The organism is Natronococcus sp. A-GB1 (assembly GCF_029688845.1).
In the GTDB taxonomy this organism is placed as follows: domain Archaea; phylum Halobacteriota; class Halobacteria; order Halobacteriales; family Natrialbaceae; genus Natronococcus.
Genome location: NZ_JARUKW010000012.1, coordinates 59887 through 82679, shown reverse-complemented (window position 1 = coordinate 82679; position 22793 = coordinate 59887). Strand labels below are relative to the sequence as shown.

General features: G+C 64.7%; 28 protein-coding genes, 1 tRNA gene and 2 pseudogenes. 11 read left to right on the top strand and 20 right to left on the bottom strand.

Translation table 11 applies throughout. The annotated features are described in order from the left end of the window. Positions 1–49 precede the first annotated feature (49 nt). From QA600_RS14660 to QA600_RS14650, 3 genes are all read right to left on the bottom strand, one after another. Positions 50–853: an inositol monophosphatase gene (locus QA600_RS14660; RefSeq protein ID WP_278292691.1), complete on the bottom strand. Its 804-nt coding sequence runs from the start codon at positions 851–853 to the stop codon at positions 50–52. 602 nt (positions 854–1455) lie between these two features. Then, positions 1456–1538, bottom strand: a tRNA-Leu gene (locus tag QA600_RS14655). 48 nt (positions 1539–1586) lie between these two features. Further along, positions 1587–1748: a hypothetical protein gene (locus QA600_RS14650; protein ID WP_160167170.1), complete on the bottom strand. Its 162-nt coding sequence runs from the start codon at positions 1746–1748 to the stop codon at positions 1587–1589. Positions 1749–1952: 204 nt separating this feature from the next. Between QA600_RS14650 and QA600_RS14645 the strand changes: the two genes are divergently transcribed. From QA600_RS14645 to QA600_RS14610, 8 genes are all read left to right on the top strand, one after another. Next, entirely contained in the window at positions 1953–2456 is a 504-nt protein-coding gene (locus tag QA600_RS14645; RefSeq protein WP_278292690.1) for a DUF309 domain-containing protein, read from the top strand. A gap of 86 nt (positions 2457–2542) precedes the next feature. Continuing rightward, a complete protein-coding gene (locus QA600_RS14640) occupies positions 2543–3340 on the top strand; it encodes a succinylglutamate desuccinylase/aspartoacylase family protein (protein WP_278292689.1) in 798 nt (265 codons plus the stop codon). Positions 3341–3472: 132 nt separating this feature from the next. Beyond that, positions 3473–4030: a YeeE/YedE thiosulfate transporter family protein gene (locus QA600_RS14635; RefSeq protein WP_278292688.1), complete on the top strand. Its 558-nt coding sequence runs from the start codon at positions 3473–3475 to the stop codon at positions 4028–4030. An 85-nt stretch (positions 4031–4115) separates the two neighbouring features. After that, positions 4116–4583, top strand: a complete 468-nt coding sequence (locus QA600_RS14630) for a DUF6691 family protein (protein WP_278292687.1) — start codon at positions 4116–4118, stop codon at positions 4581–4583. A 71-nt stretch (positions 4584–4654) separates the two neighbouring features. Beyond that, positions 4655–5002 carry a glutaredoxin family protein gene (locus tag QA600_RS14625; RefSeq protein ID WP_278292686.1) on the top strand — a complete coding sequence of 116 codons (348 nt, stop codon included), beginning with the start codon at positions 4655–4657 and terminating at the stop codon, positions 5000–5002. A 115-nt stretch (positions 5003–5117) separates the two neighbouring features. Next, positions 5118–5699 (top strand): hypothetical protein, encoded by a 582-nt coding sequence (locus tag QA600_RS14620; RefSeq protein WP_278292685.1) that lies wholly within the window; start codon positions 5118–5120, stop codon positions 5697–5699. 283 nt (positions 5700–5982) lie between these two features. Then, the gene (locus tag QA600_RS14615) at positions 5983–7155 is read left to right on the top strand and encodes a C45 family autoproteolytic acyltransferase/hydolase (protein WP_278292684.1); all 1173 of its coding nucleotides are present in this window, start codon (positions 5983–5985) and stop codon (positions 7153–7155) included. Positions 7156–7366: 211 nt separating this feature from the next. Beyond that, on the top strand, positions 7367–7681 hold the full coding sequence (locus tag QA600_RS14610; protein ID WP_278292683.1) for a zinc ribbon domain-containing protein: 315 nt from the start codon (positions 7367–7369) through the stop codon (positions 7679–7681). A 9-nt stretch (positions 7682–7690) separates the two neighbouring features. Here QA600_RS14610 and QA600_RS14605 read toward each other — a convergent pair whose 3' ends face one another. From QA600_RS14605 to QA600_RS14590, 4 genes are all read right to left on the bottom strand, one after another. Then, entirely contained in the window at positions 7691–8002 is a 312-nt protein-coding gene (locus QA600_RS14605) for an ASCH domain-containing protein (RefSeq protein WP_278292682.1), read from the bottom strand. 49 nt (positions 8003–8051) lie between these two features. Beyond that, a complete protein-coding gene (locus tag QA600_RS14600) occupies positions 8052–9269 on the bottom strand; it encodes an amidohydrolase family protein (RefSeq protein WP_278292681.1) in 1218 nt (405 codons plus the stop codon). 39 nt (positions 9270–9308) lie between these two features. Then, complete coding sequence (locus QA600_RS14595; RefSeq protein ID WP_278292680.1) at positions 9309–10097, bottom strand: hypothetical protein; 789 nt, start codon at positions 10095–10097, stop codon at positions 9309–9311. 260 nt (positions 10098–10357) lie between these two features. After that, positions 10358–11020: a phosphate ABC transporter permease gene (locus QA600_RS14590; protein ID WP_278292679.1), complete on the bottom strand. Its 663-nt coding sequence runs from the start codon at positions 11018–11020 to the stop codon at positions 10358–10360. A gap of 149 nt (positions 11021–11169) precedes the next feature. Between QA600_RS14590 and QA600_RS14585 the strand changes: the two genes are divergently transcribed. Beyond that, positions 11170–12141 carry a phosphoadenosine phosphosulfate reductase family protein gene (locus QA600_RS14585; protein ID WP_278292678.1) on the top strand — a complete coding sequence of 324 codons (972 nt, stop codon included), beginning with the start codon at positions 11170–11172 and terminating at the stop codon, positions 12139–12141. Positions 12142–12155: 14 nt separating this feature from the next. Here QA600_RS14585 and QA600_RS22815 read toward each other — a convergent pair. Both QA600_RS22815 and QA600_RS14575 read right to left on the bottom strand, forming a co-directional pair. After that, positions 12156–12719 (bottom strand): annotated as a pseudogene (locus QA600_RS22815) (transposase); the annotation flags it as partial. 230 nt (positions 12720–12949) lie between these two features. After that, positions 12950–13441 carry a metal-dependent hydrolase gene (locus tag QA600_RS14575; protein ID WP_278292676.1) on the bottom strand — a complete coding sequence of 164 codons (492 nt, stop codon included), beginning with the start codon at positions 13439–13441 and terminating at the stop codon, positions 12950–12952. Positions 13442–13546: 105 nt separating this feature from the next. Here QA600_RS14575 and QA600_RS14570 point away from each other — a divergent pair, with 105 nt between their 5' ends. Beyond that, positions 13547–14176 (top strand): uracil-DNA glycosylase family protein, encoded by a 630-nt coding sequence (locus QA600_RS14570; RefSeq protein ID WP_278292675.1) that lies wholly within the window; start codon positions 13547–13549, stop codon positions 14174–14176. Here the strand turns inward: QA600_RS14570 and QA600_RS14565 are convergent, their stop codons facing one another. The 5 genes from QA600_RS14565 to QA600_RS14545 form a co-directional block, all read right to left on the bottom strand. Continuing rightward, positions 14177–15451, bottom strand: a complete 1275-nt coding sequence (locus tag QA600_RS14565) for a DNA polymerase IV (protein ID WP_278292674.1) — start codon at positions 15449–15451, stop codon at positions 14177–14179. It abuts the gene before it with no gap. A gap of 84 nt (positions 15452–15535) precedes the next feature. Continuing rightward, entirely contained in the window at positions 15536–15667 is a 132-nt protein-coding gene (locus tag QA600_RS14560) for a hypothetical protein (protein WP_278292673.1), read from the bottom strand. Beyond that, entirely contained in the window at positions 15664–16197 is a 534-nt protein-coding gene (locus tag QA600_RS14555) for a hypothetical protein (protein ID WP_278292672.1), read from the bottom strand. Before QA600_RS14555 ends, QA600_RS14560 begins: the two co-directional genes overlap by 4 nt. 24 nt (positions 16198–16221) lie before the next feature. Further along, positions 16222–16659, bottom strand: coding sequence for a hypothetical protein (locus QA600_RS14550; protein WP_278292671.1), 438 nt, complete (start codon positions 16657–16659; stop codon positions 16222–16224). Position 16660: 1 nt separating this feature from the next. After that, the gene (locus QA600_RS14545) at positions 16661–16798 is read right to left on the bottom strand and encodes a hypothetical protein (RefSeq protein WP_278292670.1); all 138 of its coding nucleotides are present in this window, start codon (positions 16796–16798) and stop codon (positions 16661–16663) included. 226 nt (positions 16799–17024) lie between these two features. Here QA600_RS14545 and QA600_RS14540 point away from each other — a divergent pair, with 226 nt between their 5' ends. Next, on the top strand, positions 17025–17405 hold the full coding sequence (locus QA600_RS14540; protein WP_278292668.1) for a MaoC/PaaZ C-terminal domain-containing protein: 381 nt from the start codon (positions 17025–17027) through the stop codon (positions 17403–17405). A 4-nt stretch (positions 17406–17409) separates the two neighbouring features. Here the strand turns inward: QA600_RS14540 and QA600_RS14535 are convergent, their stop codons facing one another. The 6 genes and pseudogenes from QA600_RS14535 to QA600_RS14510 all read right to left on the bottom strand — a co-directional run bounded on the left by QA600_RS14535 (position 17410) and on the right by QA600_RS14510 (position 22511). Further along, positions 17410–17733, bottom strand: coding sequence for a transcription factor S (locus tag QA600_RS14535; RefSeq protein WP_005559661.1), 324 nt, complete (start codon positions 17731–17733; stop codon positions 17410–17412). Positions 17734–18411: 678 nt separating this feature from the next. Further along, on the bottom strand, positions 18412–19395 hold the full coding sequence (locus QA600_RS14530) for a beta-ribofuranosylaminobenzene 5'-phosphate synthase family protein (protein ID WP_278292666.1): 984 nt from the start codon (positions 19393–19395) through the stop codon (positions 18412–18414). Positions 19396–19476: 81 nt separating this feature from the next. Beyond that, positions 19477–19686 (bottom strand): annotated as a pseudogene (locus QA600_RS14525) (histidine kinase); the annotation flags it as partial. Positions 19687–19888: 202 nt separating this feature from the next. Further along, a complete protein-coding gene (phnE, locus tag QA600_RS14520) occupies positions 19889–20716 on the bottom strand; it encodes a phosphonate ABC transporter, permease protein PhnE (protein WP_278292665.1) in 828 nt (275 codons plus the stop codon). Then, positions 20709–21395, bottom strand: coding sequence for an ATP-binding cassette domain-containing protein (locus QA600_RS14515; protein ID WP_278292664.1), 687 nt, complete (start codon positions 21393–21395; stop codon positions 20709–20711). The genes phnE and QA600_RS14515 overlap by 8 nt, the downstream gene beginning before the upstream one ends. An 87-nt stretch (positions 21396–21482) precedes the next feature. Further along, positions 21483–22511 carry a PhnD/SsuA/transferrin family substrate-binding protein gene (locus QA600_RS14510; RefSeq protein ID WP_278292663.1) on the bottom strand — a complete coding sequence of 343 codons (1029 nt, stop codon included), beginning with the start codon at positions 22509–22511 and terminating at the stop codon, positions 21483–21485. Positions 22512–22793 lie beyond the last annotated feature (282 nt).

The window sequence follows — 22793 nt, the reverse complement described above, 5'->3', positions numbered from 1 at the left end:
GGAGCGACCGCTTACCATTTCCGGTTTACACTCCGAGAAAAACGCCAGCCTACGCGTCGATCCCCCGGGCGGCCTCGAGCAGCTCGTCGTGAACCGCGCCGTTCGAGGCGACCAGCCCCTCGCTGTCGTGGCGCCAGCGTTCGCCCTCGAGATCGGTCACGGTCCCCCCAGCTTGCCGGATCATGTGAACGCCCGCGACGGTGTCCCAGGGATTCGCCCGCAGGTTCGTCGTGATCCCCTCGAGGGCGCCCGCGGCGACCATCGCTAGTCCGAGCTGGGCGCAGCCAAAGCGGCGCATGTCGCCGAAGCGGGTGACGATCTCCCGATTTGCGGCGGCGTACTGGTCGCGGTGGTCGAAGTCCCACCAGAACGTCGGCGAGACCGTCGCGGCCTCGGGGTCGGCACAGTCGCTGACGACGATCGGTTCGTCGTTCCGAAACGCCTCCTCGGGACCGCTTCGGTACTCGTCCTCGAGGGCCGGACAGACGATTGCCGCGCCGACGGGTTCGCCGTCGATGACCGCTGCGACGGCAGTCCCAAACGCCCGGATACCCCGGACGAAGTTGTTCGTCCCGTCGATGGGGTCGACGATCCAGGCCGGGCCCGAGTTCGGGACCGCCTTTAGCTCGTCGTCCTCCTCGCCGACGACGGGGTCGTCGGGGTAGGTCTCGCGGATCGCCTCGATCACCGCGACCTGGGCCTCGCGGTCGGCCCGTGTGACGACGTCGGTCTTGCCGTTTTTCGTCTCGACGTCCAGGCTCGTGCGAAACGCCTCGCCGGCGATCGCGGCGCCCGCTCGAGCGGCGCGGACGGCGGTGTCGGCTCGTCGGTCGAGTTCGTCGGAGTCACTCATTATCCGATTTCGGTGGGCCGCCGTGAAAAAGGGATCACGTTCCGACACGCCCCTCGGCTCGAGTCGGCGTCCGTGGACCGCTGGTTCTCGAGAAGCTGATAGCAACTACAGCAGTGGATAGTCACACAGTTTTGTTACTCGACGGTCGCGCGAAATCTGCGTTCCGTACAGCGAACTTTTTTAGCGAGGTCCTCCCTCGTTCGCTGTGCTCACTCGGTCGAACCCCTCCAAAAAACTTCGATGAAACAAGGCCGACGGCTCGCCCACGGTACTCACCGTCGGTAAAACGCCTCGCTTCACTCGGCGTATGCTTCTCCGATTTACGCCGTTCCATACGCATCTGTAGCTAACAAACCGACCCAGATTCACGGGCCAGACTAAACACGGAAGTCGTACTGCAGCTACTAAGAGTGCCAACTGAGCCTGTTTTGGACACCGATCGTTTAGTTCGCGGTTCTTACTCGTTCCGTTCGCTCGCGGATCATGTCGCTCCACGCTCCAGTCGTGCGATGATGCACGCTGACGTTCGTAGCTACTCGTCGGTCAGTGTTGCGTAGAAGTTTGCGAGGGCAAGAGGCTCGCTCTTGCCGCACTGTGGTGAGTGCGAGGGGAGGGGATCGAACCCACGAACGTCTACACGAGCGGATCTTGAGTCCGCCGCCGTTGACCGCTTGGCTACCCTCGCACGCAGACGACGGTTCGTAGCTGTCGTATGAATACCCTGCGGTTTCGTCTACACCTCGAGCCGGCGCTCGAGGCCGCTTTGCTCCGCTGATCTCCCGCCCAGGGGCTCGAGGAGGTGTCGCGCGCCGCAGTTGTGACACGCGTATCCGCCGTCGACGTGAGCGAAGAGGCGCTCGCCACAGCTCAGGCAGCGTCCGTCCGAGTGCTTCATCGGTCCGACGGTCACTCCTGGCGGGGAATAAGCATTCCGGGAACGAGCGTGGGTGGCTGGTCCAACGCGTCGATCGGAGGACGGTCGCGGCGCCGTGGGAACGAGCACCCGTCGAGCGAAACGTACGGGACCCTCGAGCCCGAACGAACGGATGATGGGAGTCGAACCGCTCGTAGACCGCATCCGGCCGACGACCAACCACCGATGACCGACCACACGCGGGACTACGCCGTCGCGCCGCCGATTTCGGGCTCACCGACGGGGTGGGATCCCGACCGCGGGGCGTCGAACGGCTGGGAGCACGGCACGCTCCGGCGGGCCGTCGTCCACGGCGTGCGCCTGTTCAACGACGGCGAGTTCCACGAGTCCCACGACTGCTTCGAACTCGAGTGGTACAACTACGGCCGCGGGACGACCGAGAGCGCCTTCCTCCACGGGATGGTCCAGGTCGCCGCCGGGGCCTACAAGCGCGCCGACTTCGAGGACGACGGCGGGATGCGCAGCCTGTTCCGGACGGCCCTGCAGTACCTCGAGGACGTTCCCGACGATTACTACGGGGTCGACGTTCTCGAGGTCCGAGAGACCATGGCAACAGCGCTCGAGTCGCCTGCCACGATCGACGGCTGGCGGATCCCCCTCGACGGCAAACGCCCGACCGCACGGGCGATCGACCGGGAGTATGCGGCCGACCTCGAGAACGGTCCCTGATGGCTGTCAGATCACCGGTTCCCTCCCGCGGTCACGTTTCACACCGGACCGAATCGCATTTGAAGCCGAAGTTCCTATGAGTGGTAATGAAAGTTGCACAGCTCGGGTCAGGAACGCCCGAGATAGCGGTCGTTGCGGGAATCCACGGCGACGAACCCTGCGGGGTTCGCGCCGTCGAGCAGCTGCTCGACGAGAACCCGACCGTCGAGCGTCCGGTCAAGCTCGTGGTCGCCAACGAGAAGGCCCTCGAGCGGCAGGTCCGGTTCGTCGACGAAGATCTTAACCGGGTGTTTCCGGGCAATCCGAACGCGAAGACGCACGAGGGACAGCTCGCCGACGAGCTCGTCGACGAGCTGTCGGGCTGTTTCGCCTTCTCGATGCACTCCACGCAGAGCCACGCCGAACCGTTCGCCATCGTCAACCAGGTCAACGAGCGGGCGACGTCGATCTGTCCGCAGCTGCCCGTCCAGGCGATGGTCGAGACCAGCGAGTTCGCCGAGGGACGGCTGTTCTCCCAGATCGAGACCGTCGAGGTCGAGTGCGGGCTCCAGGGGTCGGAGACGGCGGCCCAGAACGCCCTCCGGCTCACCCGATCGTTCCTGACCGCCGTCGACGCGCTGCCGGGCGATACGGTCGGACGGGACCTCCCGGTCTACCGACTCGTCGATTCGATTCCGAAAGGTGAGGCCGACAGCTACGAGGTGTTCGTCGACAACTTCACCGAGATCGAGCCGGGCGATCCGTTCGCCGCCGCCGACGGCGACACGCAGGTCGCGACCGAGTCGTTCTACCCCGTTCTCATGTCCTCCTACGGCTACCGCGACGTCTTCGGCTACGCCGCCGAGAAGCTCGACGTCGTGAGGACCTCGAGCGCGGCCGACTGACGACCGGTATCTACGCGTGAACGCGGGAGGTTCATCGGCTACCGGCTCGAGTCAGTCCGCGAAGCTCCGAGATACGCACAAGTTTCCCCGAGTGAGGAGGATTGATGCCTCGCCGTCCCCATCGATCGTATAATGACAGCGACAGCACTCCTCGCGGTCGCGTTCGGGGAGCTGTTCCCGAACGGGATCAGCCACTACGCGATCGGGGGTCTCCTCGTGGGGCTCGGTACCGTCGTCATCTATCTCGGCACCGGTATCGCCGCCGGCGCGAGTACGTTCCTCGAGTCGACGCTCTCGTACGTCTCGAACCTCTCGCGGTTCCAGCGGTACGTCCCATCGCGGGACTGGCGAGTCGTCTTTACCCTGGGAATCGTCGCGGGCGCGGCGATCTACGCCGTCACCTTCCAGTCCGGACTGGTCTCGAGTTCGCTCCACCAGCCCGCGACGACCGGGCAGCTCTACGACGTCGGTGGTCTGACGCTGTGGATGACCGAGGTCCAGCCCTGGCGGCTGTTCGTCGGGGGGATCCTCATCGGGATCGGCACCCGCGTCGGAAAGGGCTGCACGTCGGGTCACGGCGTCTGCGGAGTCGGATCGGCCTCGAGCGCCTCTCTCGTCGGCGTCGCGACGTTCCTGCTGATCGCGATCGGGGTCGCCCAGCTCGTCCAGGCCCTGGGGGTGAGCCCCTGATGAGCGGGATTCGAGCTGTACGAGAATCCCGAGGACGCGAGCGGCGAGCGAAGCGAACCGCGAGCCACGAACGGCGGTGTGAGCGATGAGCGCCGACCACGAGCAACACCCGCTGTTCATGCCGCTGGTGTTCGTCGGCGGGCTGATCTTCGGCTTCGGCCTCGGCTTCAGCCACATGGCCCAGCCCGAGATCGTCCTGAACTTCCTGCAGTTCGAGGATTTCGGGCTGCTGTTCGTCATGGGCGGGGCAGCGGTCGTCACCGGTATCACGTTCTTCGGCATCAAACAGGTCCGGAGTACGGCACCGTTTACCGGAACATCTTACGCCCGTCGGCTGAAGACCCTCGATCGAAACGTCGTCCTCGGCGGCGGCATCTTCGGCGTCGGCTGGGGGCTCTCCGGGATCTGTCCCGGCGCGGCCTACGCCAGTCTCGGGGTCGGGAACGTCGCGATCCTCTACGGGATCGCCGGCATGTTCCTCGGCGCCTACGTCCAGGGTTACTGGCGGTCGGCCCGGGCCAAGGGCGAGGCGCCGGCATCGACGGCCGACTGAGGAGACGAGACGAACCGTGGTACGATAACCGGGGACGTAAGGTCTATCCGCGTCACGACCGTAACCGGCGTATGGACTTTCCACCGAACCAGGGGCTCGATCAGGACGAAGTCGACGAACAGGTCGCCGACGTGCTCGAGGAAAACGAGGTCGTCCTCTTCATGAAGGGAACGGAACTCATGCCACAGTGTGGCTACTCCCGGCGAGCGCTCGGGCTGATCGACCAGTACCGCGACGACTACGAGACCGTCGACGTCCTCGAGTCGCTCGACGAGTACCGGGCGGCCCTCGCGGACCACAGCGGCTGGGAGACGATCCCGCAGACGTTCGTCGACGGCGAGTTCGTCGGCGGCTCGGACATCCTCGCCGAACTCGAGGAACGCGGTGAGCTGGCCGAGACGCTCGAGGCCGACGGATAACTAGCGGCGAGACCGAATTGAATTTATTCCTTTTCGAAGCGCCCGAATTTAATAGCAGGTCATATAAGCCACGCGACCGTACTACGAACCAGCGACCGTCCCACACCTTCCCACTATGTCCACAGAGGAATCCAGACACGTTTATCGATTGCATTCGACCCTCGAACTGCCCCTCGAAGATCTCCACGACCACATCGACGAGGCGACGTACCCCGACGGGGTCTCGGACGTCGAGATCACGCGGCGAAACAACACGCTCATCCTGAAAGCCGTCGCCGAGGACGAGACGGTAAGCAAGTACACGCCGACCGCCCAGCTCAAGGCCAGCGTCACCGAGAACCGGGTCTACGAGGAAGACCCCGACGAGCGACACAACTCGTTTCGCTGGGACGAGGACGAGGAAGACGAGATCGAGTCCGAACTCGTCGAGTTCGCCGCCTTCAAGGGCGACCGCGAGACCGTCCTCCAGAACTCCCTGTTGCAGTACGAGATGTTCCTCGTCCTCTGTGAGATCGCCGAGGCCGCCGAGAAGGGCACCCTGACTGCGATCGCCGAGTTCGACGGCGAGCTCGAGGCAACCAGGATCGTCGAGGGCGAGCCCCGGCCGGCCGATATCGAGGTCGTCGAGGGGCCACGAGACCACAGCTCGAGCCAGGGCGGCGTCAACTGGCGGGACAACAAGTTCATCAGCGACTGAGGCTCCGCAGGAATTCGTCCGCAGACGAAGCGAAATTCGCTCCTCGTATCGACCACCGGTCGGTCGTACAGGGTTTTCGTCCACCTACTCTGTACGGATCGTGCTCTTCTCGAGCACTGCTTGCGCCACAGCTACCGAACCGGACCGATCCGGCAGGGGCTGAGTGCTGTGGTCAGTATGCCTCGATACCTCCGCTCTCCTAACTGGGTCTTCTTCCCCGCAACTAGTAATCAGTCAGATTTGCAAGCTGTTAACATAAACCGACCGAGAAACTGTTCCGGCCATGGATCAATCGGAGTCCGAGACGATCGTCCAAGTAGATACGTTTGCTCAGCAGGCTCGCCGACGTGCGAAGACCGAACGGACAGCGGTCGAGTGGGCAGTCGACGAACTCGAGTCCGAGATCACGATACAGGGAATCGACGCCGATCCGCTCCTCGAGAAGGCCGAGCAGAGCCGTAAGAGTTTGCCAGATCGTCATCGGCGAGCCTACGACGCGATGGCTGAGACCTTCGACGTCGATCGCGATATCTACGAGGTGTACGTCTTTGCGTACCCGGAACTCTGTGGAGCGCTCAGTAACGACGGATCCAAAAGTGGTGGAGGCGGGTGTGCGAACGTACTCGTTGAGCCGTCGATAGCGACCTCCGATGCATCCAGACACGACGCTCCGGCAACGGGCCCGCTCGTGCTCAAGAACCGGGATATCGCCGGACAGAATCTGCGACCGAAGTCGATTATCGAACAGCCACCGATAGACGACTATCACGGGTTTCTATCGGTCGACTCCTGCGGAACGGTCTCGATTTTCAAGGGCGTCAACGATCGGGGACTGGTCATCGCGAATACGAACATCGACCGAGAGCAAGACGGCGTTGACCGGGAACTGCAGATCCGGAACGGGACCATCGTTCGAAGAATACTGGAGGAGTGTGCGACCGTCACAGAGGCCCGAACGCTACTTGAGTCGATTCCGACATATCTGTTGATGGGGCAAACGCTGTTTCTCGCCGACGAGAACGACGGTGTGATACTCGAGATCGACCCGATCGCGGAGGAAACCGCCGTCGAGGCCGGGTCTGTCGCAACGCGAACAAACCACTTCGTCCTCTCGGAGTCGTCTGCAACTGAGAGTTCGACGGCACGTCTGAACCGGCTGTCATCGCTACTCGAAGACGCCGATAGGATCGGTAGGGACGAGCTGTGGCGGTTCGCTCAGGACCACGCGAACGGGCCAGGTGACGACTCGATCTGTCGGCACCCCGAACCCGAAACGGACGAACCGAACGGCTTCGGACAGCTGACAACCGCGAGTTCGGCAGTGTTCGAGGGGGGCTCTCCGGAGATCGAAGTCACAATAGGGAATCCGTGCACGGCGGACCGCGTGCGGTGTTCGCTCGGTGGTGAGGTTCCGAGTGACCTTCGAACGGGGCGTCAGTGGCTCGACCGTCGGTAGTCGCTTCGTGATGGGAAGCATCCGACTCAGCACGAAGATCGGTCGAGAGCGATCCGGAGTCGATGTGCGTTCCGGAACCGACTGTTTGTCGACGGCTTACCCGACGCGAAAATACACGACACGTTCAGCAGCGGCTGAGCCTCCCGGCAGCGCGAGCTTCTCGAGACCCGACCGACGGTAGCGATTTCCGTTCCGTCCCCGTACTCCACGTATGGACGATCCGAGCAGCTACAGGATCGTCGGCCGACTCGCGCTCGCGGCGTTCGTCATGGTCGCACCGACGATCCTCTTTCTCGGGCTGGTGCGAGGGTTAGAGCGACTGCAAAACGACGCGCTCGTCCTCGAGCTACGACAGCAGGGAACCCTCGAGCCGTCGCCGAACGACGACGTCCTCGCCGTGCTGGCAAACGGACTCGAGTTCGACCGTGCCGACGGCTCGAGAATCGAGTGTCCGACCTGCGGAGAACCGAACGGCACCGACGAGCGGTGCTGTCCGAACTGTTTGGACCAGTTTTCGGGGCCCTGACGGTCAAGCTCAAGAAATCGGTTCGAACCGGTGCAAGAACGCGGTGTTCTCGTCGTTCCACTCGGTGCCATGGGTGCGTTCGATCCGTTGCTTGTAGGCTTCGAGGTCAGACGACCCCTCCGCGCGGGCATCCTCGTCGGTCAGATCGCCGAGCCGCCGTTCCGTTACCTCGACGAGTTCGAAGGTCGTCCCCTCGATCTCGAAGGTATCGCCCTCCGCGGCGTGTTTGTCCCCGCGGTGGAGCTGGCTGATCTCGCCCTCGAGAGCGCTCGTTCGAAGTCGTTCGGCGGGCAGGAGGTCGCTCGCGTCGATCGTTCCCATGGACGGACCTTCGGTCGCCGAGGAATAATGGTATCGGTGACTCGAAGTCTTACAGCCCGACCGGTTCGCCGTCGACGTACACCGTCTCCGGACTCCTGACGGCGCCGATATCCTCGCAGGGGTCGCCGACGAGCGCGAGGACGTCGCCGCGGTTGCCGACCTCGAGCGTGCCGATATCGTCCGCAGGAACGGTTTCGGCGGCGACCCGGGTCGCAGCCTGGAGCGCCTCGTGCTCGCTCATGCCGATCTCCTCGACGAACAGCTCGAGCTCGAGGGCGTTCTCGCCGTGAGGGACCAGTTCGGGGCCGAGGAAGTCCGTCCCCGTCGCGATCGGGACGCCGGCCTCGTAGGCGCGCCGGACGGAGTCGAAGTGCGCTTCGCTGGCCTCCCGGGCCTTCTCGAGGCCGTAGTCGGGGACGCCGTGGTCGGCGCCGTGGTCGAGCAAGCGATCCATGATCGCCAGCGTGGGGACGAAGATCGCTCCCGTCTCGGCGAACAGCTCGAGACACTCCTCATCGACCCAGAAGCCGTGTTCGATGGTGTCGACGCCGTTGCGGAGCGCGGCCTTGATTCCCGGCGCGCCCTGGGCGTGGGAGGCGACCGGGATCCCGACGCGGTGGGCCTCCTCGACGAACGCCCGAATCTCGGCGTCGGTGAACTGGCTCTGGTCGGGAGCGTCCTTCTCGCTCAACACCCCGCCGGTCGTCATGATCTTGATGACGTCGACGCCGTCGCGGATCCGCTTGCGGGCCTCCTTGCGACAGTCGTCGGCGCCGTCGGCCAGCGTCGACAGCGAACTGTCACCCTCGGCGGCCCACTCGTAGGGGAGGAAGTGTGAGTCGCCGTGGCCCCCCGTCTGACTGATGCTCTGCCCGCTCGTGAACACCCGCGGTCCCGGAATCGCGCCCTCGGCGACGGCCTCGCGAAGCCCCAGCCCCGTCGAGGAGCCGACGTCCCGGACGGCGGTAAAGCCCGCCTCGAGCAGCGAGCGGAGGTCCGCGGTCGCCCGTGCAGTCCCCAGCTCCGAGGATTCGGTGGCCCAGACGAGCGGGTTCATCTCCCGGGTTCCCTGCAGGTGAACGTGGGCGTCGATCAGGCCCGGGGTAACGGTGGGGTAGCTGTCGTGGGCGGCCGCCGACGGCGCGGCGACGTCCTCCTGTGTCCCGACGGCGTCGAGCTGCCCCTCGTCGTCGACGACGAGCCGTCCGTCTGACAGCGGCGGCTCGTCACGGCCCGTCACGACCACGTCCGCATCGATAACTCGCATATCGGGACGTTCACCACGGGGGCGGTTAGCAGTTGTGCGTTATCGCCCCTCTCCCTCGAGGGGATCTCGAGCGAGGAGCGTCGGTCCGTTGTCCTCAAAGTCGTTCGATGAGGCTGACTCGTCTCGAGCGAGCGAGGCACCGAGCATCCGACCGAACTCCGAGTCGCCCTCGAACAGGAGGCGTACGGTCTCGCCGTCGACCGTGGCGATCGTCAGCTCGGTCGCGCGGGTTCGCGAGAGTCCGACGCCGTCGAACGCGGCGACGAACCGGGGCGTGAAGGCGAGGTTCCCCAACCCGGCGACCGTCGCGGCTGCGAGTAGCGAGGGGGAGATCGAAGAGGCGAGGGCCGCGAGCGCGGCTATCGACAGGAGGAGGAAGCCGCCGGCGCCGATCAGGAGCCGCCGAACCGTCTGCTCGAGCCCGGTCATCGTTCGGACACGACGAGTCGCCGCGAGCGTCGTCGCGGCGCCCGCTGCGAGCGCGGTCGTGAGCGCCCCGCCGATCGGTCCGACGCCGGCGGCGACACCGATTGCGACGAGGACGCCGATCGCCGTGAGAAGCGCTCCGACGGCCCCGACCAGGAGCGCGTCGTCAATCCGGTAGCGGTACTGCCACCGGTGTCGGGGTCGGCTCCGGACCGAGCTAACAAACTCGTACCTGATGTCGGTGAGCCCGCCTCCCGCCGAGACACAGAGCACGCGCCGGTCGGTGAGGCCGACGGCTACCGGCTCGGATCCGGGCTCTCCGGGGAACGAACCGGTAGCGAGCGCCCGAACCGATTCGCCGTCGACGAGGTGTCTCGCGAGTCGATCTTCGGCGAACGTCATCACCTCACTGTGTGAGAGGGACCGACAAAGTAAGCCACACCTTTCCTCGAGCGGGCGACGGTTTCGGAACCGAGCAAGGCCGGTCCGCGGTACGATCGGACGTGATCACGCCGTCGATCCTGGCGGACGCCGTCAGGCGGTTTCTGCCGGTAGTCGTCCATTATCCTCGCCGTCATCGACACGACTCTCGGACGAGACTCGGCGTACGGAATTTCGGTTCCGGTGGCGTCCGCTCCCGTCCTACCTTTTTCCAGGGCGGGTCACCTTGCCGCGCCGGGGTCGTCGCGACGACGACGCGACGGCCACAGGAATCCCGGAACCGCCCGGACGAGCCGCGGGAGGGTCCCCAGCGAGAACAGGCCGAACTGCGAGAGGAGACCGAGCGCGACCAGCGCCAGGAACAGCGGCGAGGTGACGTCGAACAGCAGCGGCTCGAGCGTTAGCGCCTCTCCCGCGGCGAGCACGGCGTCGGGGGTGAGCGACCGCGAGGCGAGCGCGGCGCCGACGACTGCGGTGATCGCGGCGGTCACCCACTGCGTCAGTACCAGTCCGAGCACCGCAGCGACGAGGCCGACGGCGACTGCGAGCCCCCACTCGAGGGGCCAGCCGCTCTCGGGAGCGACCGCGGCGATCGCGGCGAGCGTGAGGGACGACCCGACGACGAACCCCAGAAGCGAGACGGCCGCCGACAGGACGAGGTAGCTACCGAGACCGCCGACGACCGCGCCGAGCGCGGCGGCGGTACCCGCGGCCGCGACACCCTCGAGTCCAAGCGCGGCTCCGACGGCGGGGCCGACCAGATACCCGCCGCCGGCGCCCGCGGCGAATCCGAGGGCGACGACGCCGTACACCGAGAGGGCGGTGCCGGAGAGCAGGAGGGCGATCCCGGCGAGGACAAACGCGGCGGCGACCGCATCGATCATGCTGAGTGTTCTCGAGCCCGGATAAATAAACGATTTGTTCACTCGTCGACAGCCGACCCGTCGGGTGTCGTCGGATGTCCGGAGTTCCGTCAGAGGTTTCCGGTCCCATAAACGGTTTAACCCTCCTAATTATATCTAATTACAGTACGATGACCGAGAGCTTCCCCGACTACGTCGACGTAAAATACGAGGACGGCGAGGGAGAGGATCCCGAGGACTACCCGCACATCAACGACAAGATCGAGAAGGCCGTCGAGGTCACCCGCCAGGGCTTAGAGCAGTACGAGAACCCCGCGGTCATGTGGACCGGCGGGAAAGACTCGACGCTCGTATTGTACTTCGTCAAGGAGGTCGCCGAACGGTACGACCTCGAGGTACCCCCCGCCATCTTCATCGACCACTACCAGCACTTCGACGAGATCCACGACTTCGTCGACGACTGGGCCGAGAAGTGGGACCTGGAAGTCATCTACGCGCGAAACGAGGACGTCGGCGACTACGTCGACGAGCACGGTCTCGAGCCCGGCGACGAGATCGAGATCGAGGAGCTCTCCGAGCAGAACCGCCACCACGTCCGGGACCTGCTCGAGTACGAGGAGGAGACGTTCCCGTTCCTGCTCGACACCTACGTCGGCAACCACCTGCTGAAGACGGTCGCGCTGAACAACGCCCTAGAGGAGCACGACATCGACGGCATCCTCTCGGGCGTCCGCTGGGACGAACAGGAGGCCCGCGCCGACGAGACGTTCTTCTCGCCGCGTCACGACCCCGACATCTACCCGCCCCACGACCGGGTCCAGCCCATCCTGCAGTTCGAGGAGGCCGCCGTCTGGGAGGCGTTCTGGAACTTCGTCGTCCCCGACACCGTCGCGGAGTTCCCCGACGAGGGCTACGTCCCCGAGGGGAAAGACGACCTTCCGGAGGGTCTTGAGCCCGCCGACACGCCCGTCTCGCCGAAGTACTGGGAAGGGTTCCGATCGCTGGGCAGCGAGATCAGCACCGAGAAGACCGAGGACGACCCCGCCTGGCTCCAGGATCTCGAGGGGACGACCGAACGCGCGGGCCGTGCCCAGGACAAGGAGGACCTGATGGAGCGTCTACGCGATCTGGGCTACATGTAGCGGCAAGCAGTCAGTCAGCTACCCACGACTTCAGTCGTGGGCTTGTCAGTGGACACCCCCTTCTGCCGTCGAATCGACGGAGGCGTGGAACTCGCCGTTCAGGTTCAGCGTCCCTGACGGTAGCGCACACTGACAGGGTGCGCCTCCACCCGAAGACTTCTGCCCCGAGTGGAGGTTCTTGAGAAGTTTGCGAGCGATGTTCTTGCTCGCGTTGTAGTCCGCGTTCAGTTCGTACTCGCACTTCTGGCACACGAACTGGTGCTTCGACCGTCGATTGTTCTCGTGGGTAAAACCACACGACGAACACCGCTGAGACGTGTACGCGGGACTCACCTGCTCGACCTCGATACCGAACATCTCGGCTTTGTATTCGACATACTGGGAGAGCGTCGGAACGCCCATGCGTGGAATCGCTTCGCTCCAGCCATTCGATTGCGAATATCGGTCAGACTCTCGAACGCGATATGCGTACGCGCATGGTTACGGGCTTCTTCGAGAATCTGGTTCGAGGCACGATGCAGTTCGTCTTGCATCCAGTGGTGTTCGCGGTCTTTCATCAATTGAACGCATGACCAGTGCTGTGGGAGGATTCGCAATCTCGATATTTCTGTGGGTTCTCATGTACGTGTTTTATTCGGATGAGATCAGTGAATGGCAATGAAACGGTACTAAACTCATCCTCTATATTCAGCAGGCGACTTTTGACAGTTATCGGAGAAACCAACGGTCACTCCCTTACCCACTTGGCCTGTACGGAACGGGATTTGGCCAGATCACCGTCCAGAAAGACTAGTACGACCGTTTGCTGCTATCCGGCCGTGACCACGACTCCCGCAGCCGCGGCTGTCGCCGCGACGCCGGCGAGAAACAGCACGTAGTTCGCCACTGGGCTCTTCGCGGGCGTCACGTTCAGCGTGTACCGTCGCCTCGAGACGGGCCAGAACGGCCTGATCCCCATTGGCGTCAGCGCGTCGGCGAGCAGGTGCGAGCCGATCGAGAGCGCTCCGACGAGGAAGGCAAAGCCGACGAACGCGACGTCGACGAGCGGCGACGCGGCCTCAACGAGCACGGCGGCGGCCGCGGCGAGGGCAGCGCCGATCAGTGTCGCAAAGAGCAGCGTGTGGGTCGGCCCGCGGTGTGCAACGAACGGCAGCCGGTGATCGACGTCGGGCAGCGTCGACAGCGAGACGCAGACGAGTCCGCCGACGATCGCGACGGCCTCGAAACCGGCGATCGCGACGGCGGCGCCGATCGGCGCGTACGCGAGCAGGGCGGCGCCGTAGTGACCGTACTGGTACATCTCGGGTAACTGGTTCCCGATCGTTGATAAGTTCTCCCCCGAACGCCTCGAGTCGCTCGCGTCCAACCGCGGTCGTTATGGGAGCCGACCCCCTCAGTACGGGCCGTGCAAAACGTCACCGACAGGACGAGCAACCCGTTCGGCATGCGACCGCCCTTCGACCGGAGCCCGCCCGGCGATCGAGCCGCCGTCTTCGGCTACGGCGACGCCAACGCGGACTTCCACCTGATCGGCGACCACCCCGGCGTCCACGGCGGCGCCGACACCGGAATTCCTTTCGGCGCCCCCGAGGTCGAACCGCTGCGGGAGGCCCTCCGCGAGGTCGGCTTCGAGAGCGGCCCGCGGGACGAGCCCGTCTTCGAGAACCTGTTCGCCAGCTACGTCCACATGTGTACGCTTCCGACGGGCGACGTCCCGACCGAACGGGAGTACGACAACCTCGAGCGGTACTTCGACGCCGAGTTGCGCGCGATCAACGCCCACATCCTGATGCCCGTCGGCGAGCGGGCGACCGACCGCGTCCTCGAGGGGTACACCACCCAGCGGGGTCGGATCGACCTCGAGATGCCCGCGTTACACGCCACGGAGATCCGCGGCCGGGGCTTTCTGGTCGTCCCGATCAGGGACCCGAGTGAGTGGGTGGATACGGAACGGGAGGCGCTCGTCGCGCGCCTCGAGGCGATCCTCGGGCGGGACTACCGCCAGACGAAGGGCGTCGCAACGCTCGTCGGATAGTCAGAAGTCCTCGAGCGAGGACTGGCCCTCCTCGGGGCTCGGGTCGCCGTCCCGATCGGCACCAGTTCCGTCAACTGGTTCGGCTTCGGTATCGGGGGTCCCCGCCCAGCCGTCGAGGCTCGTCTGGTCGGCCGCGGCGAACTCGAGGTTCGCGACCCTGACGCCGACCTTCCTGACCGGTTCCCGTTCGAACTCAGCGAACAGCTCTCGAGCGATTCGCTCGACCAGTTTCGGCTCGTCGATCGGGCCGGGCAGCGATCGCTCGCGGGTGTTTACCTCGAAAGGGGGCTCGACGGCCTTGACGCCGACGGTCCGGTACAGGGCGCCCTCTCGCCGGGCACGGTCGGCGACCGCGGCCGCCAGCGTCTCGATCTGTTCGTACTTCGGCTCCGGGTCGCTGACGGGCTCGGCGAACGCCGACTCACGCGAGAAGCTCTTGGGGTCCCCTTTCGGCTCGACGCGACGGTCGTCGTCCCCGCGGGCGCGGTCGTACAGCTCCCGGCCGCGCTCGCCGAAGCGCTCGACCAGCGGTTCGGGGTCGGCTGCGGCGACGTCGCCGGCGGTCTCGAGACCCATCTCCCGCAGTTCGCGGGCGGTGACGGGGCCGACGCCGTGGAGCAGATCGATCTCGAGCGGGGCCAGAAACTCGCGGAGTTCGCCGGGACGAACGACCGTCAGCCCGTCGGGTTTGTCGAAGTCGCTGGCGATCTTGGCCGCGCTCATCGTCGGCGCGGCGCCGACGCTGACGACGATGCCGACCTCCCGGCGGATGCGGTCTTTGACGTGGCGGGCGAAGCCGTCGGCGACCTCCCAGGCGGTTCGGTCGGTGACCTCGAGGTAGGCTTCGTCGATGCTCACCTCACGGACGACGTCGGCGCAGTCGTGCAGAATGTCCTGGACCTCGCTTGCGACGGACTCGTAGTAGTCCAGGTCGACGGTGCGGTAGTAGCCGGTCTCTGATTCGACGAGTTCGGGGTCGTGATCCGCGGCGTCAGGGTCGAGAGCGGCGCGACGGGGAAGTCGCTCGAGGGCCGTCGAGATCGCCTGCGCGCTCTCGACGCCGAACTCGCGGGCCTCGTAGCTGGCGGTGGCGACGGCCCCGTTCGTCTCGCCGGGCTCGTACCCCATGCCGACGACGACCGGGTCGTCCTCGAGTTCGGGCTCGCGCAGTCGCTCGCAGGCGGCGTAGAAGCAGTCCGCGTCGACGTGGAGGATTATGGGGTCTTCGTCGTCCTCGTCGTCCTCGACGCCGGGAAGTCGCGGCCCGTCTGCCATTCACAGGAGAGTTCGGGCGGACGGTTGTGAACGTTGCGCCCCTCGTTCGGGAGTGACTCGATAGTTGGAATCGGGCTCGAGGGCTCAGTCGCCCGCTGGGGCGGGCGTCTCCGTCGGGACGGTCGTCGGCTCCGAGCGGTACAGCGAGACGGCGATGGCGAGCGCGCCGAGCCCGAGTACGAAGTAGACGACGAACCCGGTCGCGTACCCGCTCACGCCCTGGACGTCAACGAACAGCCCCAGCATCGGGGGAACGGCGAACCCACCGTAGCCGCCGAGCCCGCCGATTCGATCGCTGACAGCGCCGACAGGAGGGTGAAGGTGAGCGCGGTGACGGCGCCGGCCGTGCGGAGGTCCAGCCCGTGGAAGTTGCTCCAGTAGGAGGGAAACCAGGTCGTCAGCGCGAGGTAGCCGCCGAAGGAGGCGAAGAACATCACGGTCAGCAGCCACGAACGAGGGATGGTCGCCGCCTGCCGAACCGACGCAATCGCGTCACCGTTCGGAAACAGCTCCTGGCCGGCGTCCCGAGCGCGACTCTTTGCTTCCGCCTCCTCGAGCCCGCGCTTGCGGTACTGGAAGTACGGTGAGTCGACGGCGAAAACGAGGAAGACAATCGTCACTACGAGGAGGAAGACGAACCAGGCGGCGTACGTCCCCGTCAGCCCGAGCGCCAGCAGGGCGACCGGGGAGGCGATGGTGAACAGCCCCGGCGAGGTGGTGCCGAGGCCGGCGAACAGCGCGAGCATCGTTCCGCGTCGTTCCGAGCTGTATCAGTAGGCGGTGTCCGTGATCCCCACCGAGAAGGCGGCGATACCGCAGCCGCTCAGCGAGCCGAACAGGAAGATCAGCGGGTAGTGAGCGAGCGTCAACCCGTCGGGTAGGCCGACACCAGGATCGCGAGCAGCCCGCCCATCCCAACGACCGAGAGTCCGAGGAGGACGCTGAAGGGTTTCTTCGCGCCGACGCTGTCGGCCCACGCGCTGAAGGGGGATCCGCAGCAGCGACCCCGTCAGCTGCGGCGCGGCGACGAGCAGCCCGAGCAGGAGTCCGGACAGCCCGAGCACGTCCTGGAACTCCGAGGCGACGGGGCCGTAGACGACGACGCCGACGAGCCCGACGAAGTAGCCGAACGTCAGCACCGAGAGGGCCCGCTCGGGACCCCCGCGGACGCCGGCCACGGCCGGGTCGGACGGCTCGCCGCCGGACATCTCAGACACGCACCCCGAGGTTCGGCTCGTCCGCGCGGTCGGGGTCGACCTCCGCCTCCCGGTCGCTCGTCCGATCCGACTCGAGTAACAGTCCGTCGTGGAATCCGCGCGGGGCGCAGTCGAACGTTTCGTGGCACATGGTATATCCACACCACTCTAAACATTATAGCGGTAATAGTTTACAAATACCTAGTATTTGAGTGAGCCGTACTACTGGTGTAGTATCTCCAATCGAATAGGGTCTGTATTAGGATCGTTATTCGAGTCGGACGGCGAGGAAGTAGACGAGTGTCGCCCCCGAGGGCGGGTTCGAGCGACGTGCCGGAAACTCGAGGTTTTTCGCCCGGGGACGAGAATCGATCCGTATGAACCGACCGACCGAGGGCGAGACCTACGCGTTCGAGCGCACGTTCACGACCGAGGAGGTTCGGCAGTTTGCGGAGCTCTCGCGGGATACCCAGCCTCGTCACACGGAGCCCGACGAAGAGGGACGGCTGCTGGTCCACGGGCTGCTCACGGCGACGCTACCGACGAAGATCGGCGGCGACCTCGAGGTGCTGGCCTCCGAGATGAGCTTCGAGTTCCGCCGGCCGGTGTATACCGGAGACCGGATCGTCTGTACGTGGAGCTACGAGGAGGTCGAGGAGGTCGAGGATCGGTACGATCTCGTTGCGGCCGTCGACTGCGAGAACGACGCGGGAGAGACGGTGTTGACGGCGACCGTCGAGGGCCTGATCTGGAAGTAAGCGCTCAGTTGTACCCGCGCCAGCGGTGGCCACACTCCGTACACTTGAAAAATCGGGTCGGCGGCTCGTCGGCGGAGGCGGTCTGCTTGAGGGTGTACCACGCCTCTTGGGTGCCACACTCGTCGCAGACGACGTCGGTCGCCTTGGGCTTGCCCTCGAAGTTCGCGTCCTCGCTGGACTCGATTATCTCGTCGTCGGTCTGGGACTCGGTCGTGACGAACTCGCTTTCGGCCTCGCGGTCGCGCTCGCTCGAGGCGCCGCAGTTCGAGCAGACCATGCGGTCGCCGTCGGCTTTCATCATCGAGCCGCAGTCGTCGCAAAACTGCATGTCCGCACATACGCACGTACAGCGACAAAACTCCCTCGCTCGGTCAGCGTACGCCACCGCAGGGCTCACAGCGATCCGGAGTACGGGTCGCTCGGTCTCGGTTCTGCACCCGAATCGTGCAGTATCCCGCGTTCGGACCGCTACTGAACACTCGTCCAACAGTAGTACGACGTTTAATTTCTATAATAACCCAAGGAAGGGGGAAGACAGAGCTATGCGTCTTCTCCCGCTCTTCCCAAGCGATGGTACCCCCCGCTCCGAACGACGACAGCGGTACCGACCCGACTCGTCGGAAATCGATGCTGTTCTGCTGGGAGTGCAACCACGCGAGTCCGATCGAGGAAGAATGGGTGCTCCACACGTGCGGAGACTACGTCCAGTATACGTGTCCACGCTGTGGCACGGTCCTCACCGAACGTCCGCGTTCGGACACCGTTCCCGCCCTTCGCAGACGCCCGGCAGAACGCGTCGCAGCTTCGTGGGGACGCTTACTCCGATCGTCCATCGAACTCTGGCGCATGCCGTTCGCTATCGGAGCCGAGCGTGCCGCCCCAAGTGCTGACCGTTGTAACTGTCGCTGATGCGGTCCGGGAGTCGAAACCTATCAGTGAAACGAGTGACACGGGAGTTCCGAAGGAACCGCACTCCGACCTACCGGTCGTTCAGTCGGAAGTCGACTCACCGCTCCGTCTCGAGGGCGACCGTCGCTCCCCCGGTTGCGGCAGCCGAGAGCACGACCTCGCCGCCGAGTCCGCGGTCCTCGAGCGCGTCCTGGGCCGCGTCCCTGGCCTCCGTTGCGTGGTCGGCATCGGTCAGCCCGTAGACGACCGGCCCCCACGAGGACTGGCCGACGCCCGTGAGGACGGGACAGTCCTCGAGGGTCGCAACGAGCTCGCCCGCAGGCGGGCGGAAGACCCCGCCCTGGGCGTCGGCGTACCAGGCGCCGTTCTTGCGGCCGATCTCGGCGACCGCCTCGCCAAAGGCCTCGAGGCGACCCTCGGCCGCGGCGGGCAACAGCTTGCGGGTGACCACGCCCGCGAGCTCGTCTGCGACGGCGGGATCGGCTCGTTCGACGACCGCGCGCATGCTCGCGTCCTCGTTCTCACCGCTGCGTCCCGGGTCGGCGTCGGGGACAACGATCAGAAAGCGCCACTTCTCGGGCAGGTCATGACGGGCGACGACCGGGGGGACCGTCCAGTCGCCCTCCGCGGGCGGTTCGGTCGTAAACCGACTGGTCGGGTGGCCCGCGTCGACGACGAACCCGCCGTCCTCGAAGGTCGCGACGCCGATCCCGCTGCGGCCGCCCCTGCCCATCGCAGGTGCCAGCTCCCGGATCCGCGGCTCGAGCCCGTGCGCTCGAGCCGTCGCCGCGAGCACGGTGAGCGCGAGCTGGGTGCCGCTCCCGAGGCCGACGTGGCGGGGGAGTCGCTCCTCGAGAGCGACGTCGGTGCCCCGGACATCGAGGACGTCGACGGCTCGACGGGCGTACTGCTCGAGGAGCGAGTCCGACGCCTCGACCGTCGAGGCGGGCTCGGCGGTGACGGTGACCCGTGGTCGCTCGAGGCCGACCCCGATACCACCGTAGAGGCGTCGTCGGGCGAGCGAGAGGTTCTGAAAGCCGAAGTGGAGGCGCGCACCCGCGCTGACGGTCGCCGTAGTCATCTGTTCTCGCCGTAGGAATCCGTCCGGGAAGGGGGTTTCGACGCTGGCAACGATCGACGACGCTCGCTTGCTGGTGGACGATCAGGGGCGGGGTGCGGCCTTCTGCAGGGCCGTCTCGGCGATGTTGCCACCGTAGTCGGCGCTGCGGGACAGCGAGTCGAGCACCAGGCCGAGCGACTGGGCCTGCACGGGATCGAGATCACGAAGGAGTTCGTCGACGTGACGGGTGTGTTCGTCGATCTCCGGAACGGCCTCGAGCGAACGGTGGCCGTTCGTATTAGCCTCGTCGTTCCCTCGGAGAACAGCGTATCGTCAGGTCGTTCTCGCCGACATGCGTCGAGAGGTACGCGTAGTTACAGAAGTAGAGCGTGTCGTGGAACAGGCTACGTGCCGTTTGGACTCCAGAGAGTGCGTTCAGTACAGCTGAAGGTGAACACTGTCGATCAGAACCCGTTCGAACCCTGTTAAGTCGATATACGGGCCACAGGAGGCTTTATTTGCTGAGGCTGGTACTCGTGTCGCCGAGAAAGAACGACCGCAGCCGGTAGCTGAGTTCGTCGATAACTAACACAGCCAGAAACACGATTGCAAGCAGCACGACCACCCTATCGTATTGCAGGAAGTCGAGGTACCCCATGATGTAGTACCCGATGCCGCCCGCGCCAACGATCCCGATTGCGGCGGCATGGCGCACGTTATACTCGAACATAAACATCGTTTGACTGATCAGAGAGTTAGCTGCTTGAGGGAGCACTACAAAGCGGAGTACCTGAAACCGAGTTGCACCTGAGGAGGAGACCGCTTCTATGGGCTCGTTGTCGAGCCCTTCGAACGCTTCGTACTCGAGCTTGCCTATAAATCCGATCGTATAGAGCGTGATCGCGAACACGCCTGCCGCTGGTCCCGTCCCGATGAGGATGACGAAGATCACCGCCCACAGAATGCTCGGGAGGACGCGAAGCACCGCCAGAAACCACCGTGCAGGGAGTGTGAGATACCACGGGAAGAGGTTCCGGCTCGCCATCAGACTCACTGGCAGGCTCAAAAGGACCCCAAACAGTGTCCCTACGTACGCGATATACAGCGTCTCAAGAAGCCCTCGGAGCCCAACCTCCAGCACACTCATTTCCGGAGGGATCGCAGCCCCATACAGGAAAGCCAGACCATCAGCGCCGCCCGAGAAGTCGGTCTGATGGAGTTCCAGTACCCAGATGCTCCAGACCGCCAAGACGGAGACGAGGGTGAAGAGCAGGGGTCTACTGAACGCTTTGAGAGACGTTAGAAACGATGCGGCGGAGACCGTCCGATCTACATTACTCATTGCTCTGTCGCGGTGCCGGCTCGCGTGTACTCACAGATTCTATTCGATCTTCGATCCCTCCGGACCCCACCCTGAGAACCGTATCCGAGATGTCCGTCGCCACGTCGAGGTCGTGTTCGACGACGACGACGGACATTCCCGTTTTTCGCTGGAGTGAGACGAGACAGTCCACAACTGACCGGGCGGTCTCTCCATCGAGTTCGGAGAGCATCTCGTCGGCCAGCAATACGCGAGGTTCCTGGACGAAGGCACGAGCGATGGCCACGCGTCGTCGTTGCCCGCCCGACAGCTCTTTTACCCGGCTCTGTTCGTACCCGTCGAGCCCGACTCGTTCGATCGCGTCACGCGCGTCGGTTTTGGCGTCCGCCGGGAAACGTCCGAGCAGGCTTCGCACCTTCCCGAGGTCCGAGAGCCTGCCGTGGAGGACGTTCGTGAGGACCGGTTCGTGCATCACGAGTCCCAGGGTTTGTGGAATGTACCCCAACTCACCGGGCGGCGTCGAGTCCGGCAGACTGGTGTCGAGGACGGTAGCTTCGCCGTCGAGCGGGTCGAGAATCCCGGCGAGCGTCTTGAGCAGCGTCGTCTTGCCACAGCCGCTCCGGCCAACGAGCGCTACCGTAGATCCCCTCTCGACCGTGAACGAGAGATCTTCGAGGACCGGCTTCTCGTCGTACCCCACAGAAAGTCTCCGGCAGCGGATCGGTGGTGATGATCGGGTCATAGCACTTTCATTGTGATTTTGAGGATCGATTCCGATGTCGCTGTTCTACTCGATCAGGTGATCTTCGATGCCGGGCAGGTTCGAGATCAGCTCGCCGTACGGGCCGAGATGCTCTTCCGACGTCGCTTCTTGGAGTTCCTGGACGTCGAAGACGTCTTCGAGCACCTCCTGACCGTCCGGGTCGTCGTTGAGCGCGAGGAGCGCCTCCTCGAGTAGTTCTTTCTCCGCGTCGGTTGCCTCCAAGCTGGCCAGCACCGGATGGCTCGGCACTCGCGTGAATTCCTCGACGATCTCGTATTCGTCCGGCTCCAGGCACCACTCCTCCGCATCGTCGCCGCCACAGTACTCTTCCGGCGTGGTGGCCCGCCCGAACGCGATATCGGCTTGTCCCTCGGAGAGCGCTTGGAGCGCACCGACGTATCCACCACCGACGACTGGATCGCCGAAGTACGCCTCAACCGCTTCACGAATCGCCATCACGTCATCGTCCTTGTCGAATTCTACCAGCCCCTCTTCGGCGAGATACGCAGTCGGAACCAGCATGCCTGCACCCGTCAAATCTCCCGTGTGGGCACTGTCAACGCCTTCGGCGTCGCGCATCGTTTCGATTCCGGTGTCAGAGCGGGTGTAGGCGGCCGCAACGTAATACGGCTGCCCGTATTCGTCGGCTTCGACCGCGAGCGTTTCGAAGCCGTGCTCGTTCCACCCGACCCACGAGGGTCCGCCGCTTAGATACGACGCGTGGGCCTGTCCTGTCGCAAGCGCTCCGATAGCTGCGCCGTCGTCAGGGACCGTATCGATGCTGGTCGGGACACCAGTTTCAGACTCGATCCACTCGGCTAAGGGCCCCCAATCCCGTTCGATGTCTGCCGGGTCGTCTTGGGCCTCGATAGCGAAGACGAACTCATCGGCGACATCTGGGTCGCCGTCCTGGTCGCTACTGTCCCCTTGTTCTTCCGAACTATCATCGTCGCCGAGACAGCCGGACAGTCCGACTGCGGCGACGCCAGCGGTCGTTGCGAGTACGGCTCGGCGCGCGACATCTATCGCATCCGAATCGGGGTCGGGGTCCATCGAGTGGCATTTGACTACTCTAAACTAAAACTTTGCTCACTCATGCTATAGAGACAGGGAAATTGAATAAAGGAGGTAAGGCCATCAAATTCCGGGCTGGCAGGAGTTCTACTGGAACGATGCGCGCCGACTGAACTACAGGCTCAGGCATCGAGGCTGACTCTCCTCCAGCAACTGGCTCGAGAGCATACAGTCCAAATACAGGGCCCTCTTCGAACGTGACCGACAATCCGAATCGAAGCGGATCTATAGTTATGCCCGAGATCGACCTCAACCCCACGG